Annotated in this window: 9 protein-coding genes; 5 read left to right on the forward strand and 4 right to left on the reverse strand. The window is 68.9% G+C overall.

What is annotated here, in order from left to right; all coding sequences use genetic code 11:
* Positions 1–78: 78 nt before the first annotated feature.
* Entirely contained in the window at positions 79–1,215 is a 1,137-nt protein-coding gene (locus Q0R13_RS15100) for a hypothetical protein (protein ID WP_293905325.1), read from the forward strand.
* On the opposite strand, the gene Q0R13_RS15105 is transcribed toward Q0R13_RS15100, so the two are convergent.
* The 3 genes from Q0R13_RS15105 to Q0R13_RS15115 are packed head-to-tail and all read right to left on the reverse strand — an operon-like array spanning position 1,178 to position 3,953.
* Positions 1,178–2,569 carry a hypothetical protein gene (locus tag Q0R13_RS15105; RefSeq protein ID WP_293905327.1) on the reverse strand — a complete coding sequence of 464 codons (1,392 nt, stop codon included), beginning with the start codon at positions 2,567–2,569 and terminating at the stop codon, positions 1,178–1,180. The two genes, Q0R13_RS15100 and Q0R13_RS15105, sit on opposite strands and share 38 nt — an antisense overlap.
* Positions 2,566–2,937 carry a hypothetical protein gene (locus Q0R13_RS15110; protein ID WP_293905329.1) on the reverse strand — a complete coding sequence of 124 codons (372 nt, stop codon included), beginning with the start codon at positions 2,935–2,937 and terminating at the stop codon, positions 2,566–2,568. The genes Q0R13_RS15105 and Q0R13_RS15110 overlap by 4 nt, the downstream gene beginning before the upstream one ends.
* Complete coding sequence (locus Q0R13_RS15115) at positions 2,934–3,953, reverse strand: glycosyltransferase family 2 protein (protein ID WP_293905331.1); 1,020 nt, start codon at positions 3,951–3,953, stop codon at positions 2,934–2,936. Before Q0R13_RS15115 ends, Q0R13_RS15110 begins: the two co-directional genes overlap by 4 nt.
* 148 nt (positions 3,954–4,101) lie before the next feature.
* Here Q0R13_RS15115 and Q0R13_RS15120 point away from each other — a divergent pair, with 148 nt between their 5' ends.
* Both Q0R13_RS15120 and Q0R13_RS15125 read left to right on the forward strand, forming a co-directional pair.
* Complete coding sequence (locus tag Q0R13_RS15120) at positions 4,102–4,935, forward strand: ABC transporter permease (RefSeq protein ID WP_293905333.1); 834 nt, start codon at positions 4,102–4,104, stop codon at positions 4,933–4,935.
* The gene (locus Q0R13_RS15125; RefSeq protein WP_293905335.1) at positions 4,932–5,681 is read left to right on the forward strand and encodes an ATP-binding cassette domain-containing protein; all 750 of its coding nucleotides are present in this window, start codon (positions 4,932–4,934) and stop codon (positions 5,679–5,681) included. Before Q0R13_RS15120 ends, Q0R13_RS15125 begins: the two co-directional genes overlap by 4 nt.
* Before the next feature lie 80 nt (positions 5,682–5,761).
* Here the strand turns inward: Q0R13_RS15125 and Q0R13_RS15130 are convergent, their stop codons facing one another.
* Entirely contained in the window at positions 5,762–6,985 is a 1,224-nt protein-coding gene (locus tag Q0R13_RS15130; protein WP_293905348.1) for an MFS transporter, read from the reverse strand.
* An 89-nt stretch (positions 6,986–7,074) separates the two neighbouring features.
* Here Q0R13_RS15130 and Q0R13_RS15135 point away from each other — a divergent pair, with 89 nt between their 5' ends.
* Positions 7,075–9,000, forward strand: coding sequence for a potassium transporter Kup (locus Q0R13_RS15135; protein ID WP_293905337.1), 1,926 nt, complete (start codon positions 7,075–7,077; stop codon positions 8,998–9,000).
* A 524-nt stretch (positions 9,001–9,524) separates the two neighbouring features.
* Positions 9,525–10,668 (forward strand): integrase family protein (locus Q0R13_RS15140; RefSeq protein ID WP_293905339.1); only part of this gene is annotated, 1,144 nt, incomplete at its 3' end.

Below are 10,668 nucleotides of genomic sequence, written 5' to 3' on the forward strand. Positions count from 1 at the left end.
GCGCTGGTGTGCAACAGATGGCGACCCCGATCAACCGCTTGCGGCGGCCCGCGCCGGCCCGTAGGACCCGACCCCAGGATGAGCCGCAAGCCCCAGCCCCAGACCCCGGGTCCCACGCCACCGGTTCCCGCGAGCCCCGTTCCCGCGACATCGGCGCCGCGCACCGCCTACCTGGTGCTGGGCATGCATCGCTCCGGCACCTCGGCGGTGACCCAGCTGCTGGCGCTGGCCGGTTGTTCCCTGCCCGCCAACGTCATGCCGGGCGACGAGCACAATGCGAAAGGCTACTTCGAGCCCTGGAAGATCGCGGTGTTCAACGACGCGCGGCTGCGCGCCGCCGGTTCGGCCTGGGACGACCCGTTCGCCTTTCCGTTCCGGCCGCTGCCGGAGGCCGAGGAGGCGCTGTGGCGCGCCCGCGCCGTCGCCCTGTTCGACGAGGAGTTCGGGCCCGCCGCCTGGCCGCTGATGAAGGACCCTCGCGCGACGGTGCTGCTGCCGCTGTGGCTGAGCGTGCTGGCCGAGCGCAGGGTGGCGGCGCGCTGCGTGATCCCGGTGCGCCATCCGCTGGCGGTGGCCGGATCGCTGGGGCGGCGCGACGGCTTCGCCGCCGAGAAGTCGGTGCTGGTCTGGAGCGCCTACATGCTGGCGGCCGAGGCCTATACCCGCGACCTGCCGCGCGCCTTCGTGGGCTATGACGCCCTGCTGACCGACTGGCGGGCGGAGACGGCGCGGATCGAGGCGGCCCATGAGACGCCGCTGCCGGACCTGACGCCGGCCGCCGCCGCGCAGATCGACAGCTTCCTCACCCCCGACCTGCGCCACAACGCCGGCGATGCGGGCCTGACGGACCTGGGCTGGGCGGGCGAGATCGCGCAGGCGGTGTTTGGTTGGTTCGAGGCCAGGGCGGCCGGCGGCGATCCCGAGCGTCGCGCGCTGGACGGCGCGGCGGCCAAGCTGGCCCAGCGGGCGAAGGAGATCGGCATGCTGGTCTCGCCCGCCGCCCGCGACCTGGCCGCCGCCCGCGCCGAACTGCTGGAGGCTCGCGCCCAGCTGGCGGTAGCCGCGGCCCTGGAGCAGGCGCTGCGCTCGGACATGGCCCGCGAGCGCAAGGCGCTGGAGGCCGGCTGGCGCACCGCGGCCGGGCGGCTGGACCAGGCGATGGCCGCCATGGCCCAGGTCAATGCCGAGCTTGACGCCGCTCTGGCGGACGACTGATCCGCGGGTCCAGCGCCAGGTAGAGCACCCCGGTGATCGCCGCCATGTCCAGCAGGTAGAGGTAGCGGTAGTCGCAGGCGATCGAGATCACGAAGAAGCTGGCCGCGAACCCCAGCGCGCCCGCCATGAACGCCGCCATCGCCAGGTCTGCCGGATCGCGCCGCCACAGCAACACCAGGCCGACGATCAGGGCGATGGCCGCATAGGTGATGTGCGATAGCGCCGGGGTGTCCATGTACCAGGTGGAATAGTTGTAGAGCCGCCCGTCGTTGACCGCCCGGCGGGTTTTCAGCTTCAGGTCGTGCATGGCCGGCGCCGGCCCGTCGATGCCGACGTAGATCGGCAGGCACCGGTCGATCTCCGGCGTCGCGAACACCTGCCGGAAGTCCTCGGCCCGGACCTTCAGATAGAGGCCGGGGTGCTGGCGCATCAGGTCGAACCACTCGGCGCGCAGCACGTCGGACGGCACCTGCAGCATCCGGTCGTTCAGCGCGCTGTCGTCGTCCAGGGTGTCGACCCGGGTGGGCGAGAACACCTTGGGCGCCTCGGAACGGATGAAGTCGTCCAGCGTGGGATCGAAGCGGTCGATGTGGCTGAGCGGCAGGGGCGTGCGGGTGACGGCGGCGGCGATATCGTAGGTCTGGACGATGCGCACGCCGCGCGCGCCGGCGTCGTCCGGCTCGTCGACGCCCTGCGGCTGGGCGTAGACGCTGAGCGCAAACGTCGCGGCGGCCACCAGCACCAGCCAGGCCACAGCCCCGCCGGCGCTGCGCACCCGGCCCCGCGGCCAGCCCGCCCAGGCGATGGCGATGGCGGCTGGCGCAGCCAGGATCAGGCCATTTTGCCGGAGCAGCCCCGCCACGGCGAACAACAGCGCCGAGACCAGCAGCCAGGCCCACCGGGGCGCGGCGACGCCGCTCCTCAGCGCCAGCGCCAGGGCCACGAAGCCGGCGATGGAGCACTCGGCGAACCAGACGTCCTTCCAGACGATGCCGGGATAGATCATCACCTGCGGCAGGGCGACGGCGGCCAGGGCCACGATCGGCGCCAGCCAGCTGGTGACCGGCCGCAGCTGCGCCAGCACCGCCCAGGCCGCGAACAGCAGCGCCCCGCTGATCGCCACGGCCAGGCCGGTTCCCTCCACGACCGCATCGGCCTGGCCCAGCAGCCAGCCGAAGATCGCCGGGTTCCAGGTCTCGCGCAGATGGAAGCGGCCCTCGTGCAGGGCCAGCACCGAGTCGACGGACAGGTGCCCCGGCCAGTTCAGCCGCAGCATCAGGGCCAGCGCCCCCAGCATCACCAGCCGGTAGGTCCAGCGCGCCGCGGACCCCGGGGAGCGGATCGCCTCGCTCACGCCGGCCGCACGATCAGGAACAGGCCGGCCACCATCAGCAGGTAGCCCAGGCCCATGCTCCAGTTCGCCGGCTCCTTGAACACCAGCCACCCGGCCAGCGGCACCAGGCAGGAGCCGATCAGCGAGAACCCGTAGGCCAGCGACAGCGGCACGCGGGTCAGCACATAAAACCACAGTAGCGCCGTCACCCCGTACCAGGCGAAGGCGCCGATCAGCGGGTAGTTCTGCGTCACCCGCAGCAGGAACGGCCCGGTAAGGCCCTTGTCGTAGACGGCGCCCCACTTGAACAGCATCTGGCCCAGCGGCAGGGCCACGGCGAAGACGCTGCAGAGGGCGAGGTCCTTGGGCGAAAGGGCAGTCGGACTCACGCCTCGGTCTCCAGTTCGCGCAGCACGTTGAGGTAGGGATGGATCGGCCGGCTGGGCACGTTCAGCACGTCGAAGTTCATAGCCTGCAGCAGGAACTGCGCGCCCAGGATCACCGGCAGGGCGGCCAGCATCACCACGCCCGGCGACGCCGCCTGCCCCGGCAGCCGGTTGGCCAGGTAGCTCAGCGCGTAGCCCACCCCGAACAGCAGGAAGAAGGTCCCGAACACCAGCTCCAGGCTGGCGGCGCTGAAGTCGCGGATGAAGTACTGGCCGACCACCCGCTGGGCGAAGTTGCGCAGGTGCTTGAGCGCGAAGGGCCCGACGATCTGGCCGATGCGGATGTTGGAGACCTCGTCGGCGTAGCGGGCCGGCATCGGCACGTCGCGCACCACGGCCCTGAGCGTGCCCAGGTGGTACAGCAGGTCGGTCTCGAAGAAGAACCGCCGCGACACCCGCTTCTCCATCACCAGCCGGGCGACGTTGGCCTCGATGGCGGTGTAGCCGTTGGTGGGGTCGAAGATGTTCCAGTAGCCGGTCGAAAGCTTGGCCGCGAAGCTCAGCAGGGCGTTCCCCAGCACCCTGACCGTCGGCATCGTCGTCAGGTGGCTGATCGAGGTGAAGCGGTTGCCCTTGGCGTAGTCGGCCTCGCCCAGCAGGATCGGGGCGACCAGCTGGGCGGCGTAGTGCAGATCCATCTGGTCGTCGCCGTCGACCTTGATCAGCACCCGGCCGCCGCGCCGGGCGGCCTCGGCATAGCCGGCCAGCGTCGCCCCGCCGACGCCCTGGTTCTTCGCCAGCCGGATCACCACCACCCGCGGATCGGTGTTCTCGGCCTCGATTAAGTCGCCGGAGTTCTCCGGGCAGGCGTCGTCGACGCAGACGATGCCCTCGAACCACGAGGGGGTGGACTTGATGACGCGCAGGATGTGGCCGCGCACTTTGTAGCAGGGCACGACCAGCCAGACGCCCGCCCCCTCAAGGGACAGCGCCGAGGCGTGTCGGTCGATGGACGTCATGCTTACGGCTCTGGCCACGACCGGGGCTAACATGGAAGGCCGCGCCGTGGCAAAACGCGGGCGTGCGGCATCCGTGCAGGGGCTGGCGCCATCCTTGCGCCCCGGCGCCCTCGCTGTTACCTGCCACGCCTTCTTTCGGGAGAGGCTATTGGAAACCGCCACCCACATGCTGCGGACCGGACAGCGCGGGACGCTGTTCCAGCTGCAGATGGCGCTGCGGGACCTGCGGACCTCCTTCCAGCGAATCGGCCTGGCCTGGTCGCTGGCGACGCATGACGTGGGGTCGCGCTACCGCGGCTCTATCCTCGGGCCGTTCTGGATCACGCTCAGCATGGGCCTGATGGTGCTGGGGATCGGCTTCGTCTACGCCAACCTCTTCCACATCGCGCTGCAGACCTTCCTGCCCTACGTGGCGCTGGGGATCGTGTTCTTCGGGGTGATGACCGGGGCCATCAACGAGGGCTGCGACACCTTCGTGCAGGCGGCCGGCATGCTGTCGCAGACCAGCCTGCCGATGTTCACCTTCGTCTGGCGCACCATGTTCCGGACCCTGATCAACCTGGGCCACCACCTGGTGATCGTGGTCGCGGTGCTGGCCTACTATGGCTACTGGCGCATGGCCCATCCGCTGCTCGCCCTCGTCGGGATCGGGCTGATGCTGGCCAATGCGAGCTGGGCGTCGATGCTGGCCGGGATCGCCTCGGCCCGGTTCCGCGATATCCCGCAGATCGTGGTCTCGGTCATGCAGTTCGCGATCTTCATGACACCGGTGTTCTGGCCCGCCGACAAGTTCGGCGCCCACCGCGCAGTGCTGGACTTCAACCCGTTCTACCACCTGCTGCAGGCGGTCCGCGCGCCGCTGCTCGGCCAGGCTGTGGCCCCGCTCAGCTACATCGTCCTCGTCACCATGGCGGTGGTCGGCTGGACCTTCACCTTCGCCATCTTCGCGCGCACCCGCCGCCGGATCGTCCACTACCTATGACGCCTGCGCCCGTCTCCATCACCTGCACCGACCTGACGCTGCGCTTCCCGGTCTATGGCGTCGACGCCAAGTCGCTGAAGAAGGCCATCGCCCGGGTCACCGTCGGCGGCGCCCTGGGCCGCCACGCCGGCATCACCGACGTCACCGCCCTGCAGGGCGTGAACCTGCAGCTGAAGGCCGGCGACCGCCTGGGCCTGATCGGTCACAACGGTTCGGGCAAGACCACCCTGCTGCGGGCGCTGTCCGGCGCCTATGAGCCCGACGAAGGCGCCATCGAGGTCCACGGCCGGATCGCCGCCCTGCTGGACCTGAGCCTCGGCATCGACGCCACCGCCACCGGCTATGAGAACATCCGCCTGCGCGGCCGCATCGCCGGGCTGTCGTCGAAGGACATCGACGGCAAGATGGACGAGATCGCCGCCTTCACCGGCCTCGGGCCGTTTCTGGCCATGCCGGTGAAGACCTATTCGGCCGGGATGCAGGCCCGCCTGGCCTTCGCTGCGGCCACCGCGGTCGAGGCCGACGTCCTGCTGATGGACGAGTGGATCGCGGTCGGCGACGCGGAGTTTCAGAAGCTGGCCCACAAGCGGCTGCTGAAGCTGGTGGAACGGGCCGGCATCCTGGTGCTGGCCACCCACGAGGCGCCGCTGCTCAAGCTCTACTGCAACAAGGTCATGCGCCTGGACGGCGGCGTCGCCTCCGAGGTGCTGGATATCCGACGGCTGGACGAACTGCTGGCGCGGTAGGGTCGCCCTACCCTTCCGTTTGTCATCCACAAGGCCGGGGATGACGGGCCCGGGGGTGGGGCTCGGCGCGATCTGCGGCCCTAAATCTCCTCCGGCGGTTTCACCTTCTGGAACTGGGCCAGCAGCAGCAGGTCGTAGGCGATCTTCAGGCTGCCGCCGATCAGTAGCGGCCAGGGAAAGACCGCGGCGCTGAACAGCAGGCCCGCCAGCGCCGGGCTCATCGCCGCCGCCAGGCTGCGCGGCACATTGGTGATCCCCGCCGCCGCCGCCCGCTCCGGCGGCGTCACCACCGCCATGACGTAGGAGACCCTGGCCGGCACATCCATGCTGGAGAGCGCCGCGCGGACGATCAGCAGCCCCAGCGCCACCGGCAGGCTGGGCGCGAAGGCCGCCGCCACGACGCACAGGTTCGCCGGGATGTGGGTGAACACCATGGTGTTGATCAGGCCGAAGCGCCTGGCGATCCGCCCGGCGGCGAACTGCGACCCGGCGGTCAGCAGCCCGGTCCAGAAGAAGAACGCCCCGGCCGCGCCCAGCGACAGGCCGAACCGGTGGAACAGCCACAGCGCCAGCAGCGACTGCACCAGGAACCCGCCCCCGAACGAATCCAGGCTGAACAGGGCCGCCAGCTGGAACACCCGGCGCTTCGAAGGGCCCAGCCCGGTGCGGATCTCCGCCGCCTGCGCCGTGTCGTGCGGCAACAGGCGATAGACCAGGAAGGCCGCCACCCCAAGCAGGCCGTAGAGCGCGAAGGCGGCCTCCAGCAGGTCGCCCCGCGGCCGGGCGAGCGCACGGGCCAGCGGGTCGATCAGGCCGATGGAGAGCGCCCCCAGGGCGACGGCCACGGTTCCCACCACATTGTAGGCCGCGAACCGCGAGGTGCGCTCGGCGTCGGGCCCGGCGTGGGCCATCATCGCCTGCTCCAGCGGCACGAAGACGCTGACGTCGCCGCTGGATGGGTTGAGCGTGCCGACGAAGGCCACGATCACCAGCGGCCAGAAGGCGTGCGCCTGGGAGAAGGCCAGGCCGGTGAGCAGCATCAGGGCGCAGCTGAGCAGCAGCAGCCTCCGCGCGCTGACCCGATGCCCCGCCAGCCCCACGGCCAGGGTCAGGCCCGCCGACCCCAGCATCGCCGCCGTCGCCACGATCCCCACCCGGAACGCATCGAGCCCCAGGCTGGTCAGGTAGACCGGCAGCAGGAGCCCGGTAAACCCATCCCCGAAGCCCCGGAAGGCCTTGGCGGTCATCAGCAGCCGGGCGTTGCGCATCGGGCCATGTTGCATGGCGATGCCGTCATCGGACATCGTCACGTTTGCGCACCCTCATGGCATTCCTATGCCCTCAGGCCCCATCTTCGCCCTTCCTTGCAGCGTGCGGCGATGAGGCCCTTCCGATGGCGACGACGATCGACAGCCCGGCTCCGCCTTTGGCCCATGCCCGCCGCCCGCGGTTCTGGGGCCTGGCCCTGGGCAGCGTGGGCGTGGTGTTCGGCGACATCGGGACCAGCCCGCTCTACGCCTTCCGCGAGGCGCTGGGCCAGGCCGGGGGCGTCACCCCGGCGGCGGTCATGGGCGTGGTCTCGCTGGCGCTCTGGGCGCTGATCCTGGTCGTCACCGTCAAATACGTGCTGTTCCTGATGCGGGCCGACAACAATGGCGAGGGCGGGGTCCTGTCGCTGGCGGCGCTGGCGGAAGCCGCCGTCGGCCGCCGGACCCTGCTGATCTTCGGGCTTGGCGTCACCGGCGCGGCGCTGTTCTACGGCGACGCCATGATCACGCCGGCCATCTCCGTGCTGTCGGCGATCGAGGGCCTGCGCTCGGTGCCTGCGCTCGGCGACCGTGTCACCCAGGGCATCGTGATCGCCGCCAGCCTGGCGATCCTGGTGGCGCTGTTCCTCGTTCAGTCGCGGGGCACGGGCGGGGTCGGCCGCTGGTTCGGGCCGATCTGCGTCGTCTGGTTCTTCGCCATCGCCGGCATCGGCATCTTCCACATCACGTCCGAGCCTGGGGTCTTGCTGGCGATCAGCCCGCACCATGCGATCGGCTTCCTGCTGCATCATGGCCTCGCCGGATTCTTCGTGCTGGGGTCGGTATTCCTGACCGTGACCGGGGCCGAGGCGCTGTTCGCGGACATGGGCCACTTCGGCCGCTGGCCGATCCAGGCGTCGTGGCTGTTCTTCGTGCTGCCCGCGCTGGTGGCGAACTACATGGGCCAGGGCGGCTTCGCCCTGCACCAGATCGCCCTGGCCCACGGCCATGCGATCGAGAACAGCGACTGGTTCTTCCTGATGACCCCCGTGCAGCTGCGGGTCCCCATGGTGCTGCTGGCGACGGCGGCCACCGTGATCGCCAGCCAGGCGGTGATTACCGGCGCCTTCTCACTGACCAACCAGGCGATCCAGCTCGGCTACCTGCCGCGGCTCACGGTGCTGCAGACCTCCGAGACCCAGGCGGGGGAGATCTACATCCCGCAGATCAACCTGCTGCTGATCGTGGGCGTCATCTTCCTGGTCGGCATCTTCCACACCTCCAGCGCCATGGCCCACGCCTATGGCCTGGCGGTCACCGGGACCATGGTCGTCACGACCGTGCTGGCCTTCATCGTGGTGACGCGCAAGTGGCGCTGGCCGCTCTGGGCCGCCCTGGCCCTGGTGGGGCCGCTGTTGGTGGTCGACACCATCTTCCTGGGCGCGAACGCCCTGAAGGTGCTCTCCGGCGGCTTCGTCCCGCTGATGATCGGCGCGGCGCTGTTCTTCGTCATGGCCACCTGGGCGCGCGGTTCAGACCTTATCCGCCGCAAGGTCGAGCGCGACAACCTGCCCCTGGAGGACATGCTGCATATCCTGGGCTCCCGCTCCGTTCACCGGGTCGCCGGCGCCGCCGTCTTCCTCACCGCCGACTCCACCCGCGCGCCGACCGCCCTGTTCCACAACATCAAGCACAACCGGGTGCTGCATCAGAGCAACCTGATCGTCAGCGTGCGCGGCGCGCGCACCCCGCGCGTCGCCGAGGCTGATCGCGCGGTGATCGAGCGGATCAGCCCGGACTTCACCCGCATCATCCTCACCCACGGCTACATGGAGAGCCCGAACGTGCCCCGCGAACTGGCGGCTCTGCGCAGCCGCGGGATCAAGATGGACATCATGAACACGTCGTTCTTCGTGGGCCGCCGCACCCTGGTGCGGGCGCCGCGCTCGCTGCTGCCATTCGGCATGGACCGGCTCTACATCTGGCTCACCAAGAACGCCGCCGACCCCACCGACTTCTTCCACATCCCGGCCGGTCGGGTGGTGGAGATGGGGACCCAGGTGAGCGTGTAGGGGAGAGGCTGGGCCCAGGCCTGGCTGTCGATCGGCGACGCCGCCGCGGCGATCGCGCAGCCCATTTTTGGAATTCGGCGGGGGAGTAGGGGCGTAGAGAACGTGGCCGGGAAGCAATACCTTTGAGGTCGAGTGCCAGGTCTGATCTCGCTCATCGCGCGACGCAGGACCCCGAAAGTCGGTGTTTTGACACGCCGCGATTTCCCGGCGTTTCCTTTCCCGTGGTACCTCGGTGGTACCCCAGCCCAAATCGACCACTCAAGGCCCAGCCGAGACTTCCGATTAGTGTTTATTTTTCAATGAGAAAAATTGGCGCGCCCGGAACGATTCGAACGTCCGACCCTCAGATTCGTAGATGTTTCGAGCGAGCACGATTGGGTTCGCCGGGGCACGCCCAAGAACTCCCTAAGCTATCAAAATCATCTTGTAAATCAATACAATATCCGGCACCATAGGGGCCGGTCGCATTGTCGCCGACAAACCTGCGGGGCCGCAAACCCCGGAGTAAACCCGGAGTAAATTTTGTGACCGCGCTCCAGATGAGCCTCACGGACAAGTCCCTCGACAAGTTGCCCATGGCGACTGAGGGGCAGTACGTCGTCCGCGACACAGAGTTGAAGGGCTTCCTTGTGGTCGTCGGGAAACGGCGGAAGACCTTCACCGTGAAGGGCGAGGGCTGGCAGAACGGCAAGCGCAAGAACGTCTACGCGGCTATCGGCGTGGTTGGCGACTTGACCGCCCGAGACGCCCGCCTGAAGGCCAAGGAAGCCCTCACCCGGATCGCCAAGGGACTGCCGGCCATCGAGCCCGCCGAGGTTGAGGCGCCGATCGAGCCGACAGTCGAAGCCCAGCCCGCAGAGGCGGGCGTCACCCTCTGGGAAGCCTGGGAGCGATACCTTGAGGCCCACCTAGTGCGGAAGAGGCGAAGCGCTCGCACGATCGCGAGCTACGCCGACCACGTGGAGCGGATTTTCAAGGCTTGGCGTGATCGGCCGCTGAAGGAGCTCGGGGAGGATCCTGCGCTGGTCACGGCCCGCCACGATGAAATCACCCGGGAGAATGGGCCGTTCATCGCCAACGGCGCCATGCGGACGTTGCGCGCGATCTACAACCACGCACGCAAGTCGCACCGTTACCTGCCTGCCGACAATCCGGTTGAGGCCGTCGATTGGAACGAGGAGAGCCGCCGCGACACTGGCATGGGGCTAAAGGCCCTCCCCGCCTGGTTCGATGAGCTCATCCTGCTTGAGAACCCAATTCGCCGTGAATTCCACCTATTCACCCTGCTGTCCGGCTGCCGGCCGGGAGCCTTGAAGGTGGCCGAGACGCCCCATCTGAGCTTCGCACGGCGAATGCTTCACATCCCGGCGCCAAAGGGCGGGTCGAAGAAGGCCTTCGACATTCCTCTCTCCCGCCCGATGATCCGCTGCCTGATCCGGGCGATCCGCCTCAGCCGAATGATGTTTCCCGAAGCTGGCGAGCGCTGGATTTTTGGGGCTGGCGGCGTCGATGGTCATCTGGCCGAGCAGAGGGAGGACCGCGAACAAACCCTCTCGAAATACGGCAACGACCTTCGGCAGACCTTCCGCACGATCGGGCAAGCTGCCGAGGTGCCCGATCTCGACATCCACATCCTGATGAACCACGCGCTCCAAGGCGTGAACGCCG

The sequence above is a fragment of the Phenylobacterium sp. genome, from assembly GCF_025351295.1.
Taxonomy (GTDB): domain Bacteria; phylum Pseudomonadota; class Alphaproteobacteria; order Caulobacterales; family Caulobacteraceae; genus Phenylobacterium.

Bases quoted from the DNA above. Each gene is read 5' to 3' on its own strand.
- Q0R13_RS15100 (WP_293905325.1), top strand. From the start codon at position 79: ATGAGCCGCAAGCCCCAGCCCCAGACCCCGGGTCCCACGCCACCGGTT.
- Q0R13_RS15115 (WP_293905331.1), bottom strand. From the start codon at position 3,953: ATGACGTCCATCGACCGACACGCCTCGGCGCTGTCCCTTGAGGGGGCG.
- Q0R13_RS15125 (WP_293905335.1), top strand. From the start codon at position 4,932: ATGACGCCTGCGCCCGTCTCCATCACCTGCACCGACCTGACGCTGCGC.
- Q0R13_RS15130 (WP_293905348.1), bottom strand. From the start codon at position 6,985: ATGTCCGATGACGGCATCGCCATGCAACATGGCCCGATGCGCAACGCC.
- Q0R13_RS15135 (WP_293905337.1), top strand. From the start codon at position 7,075: ATGGCGACGACGATCGACAGCCCGGCTCCGCCTTTGGCCCATGCCCGC.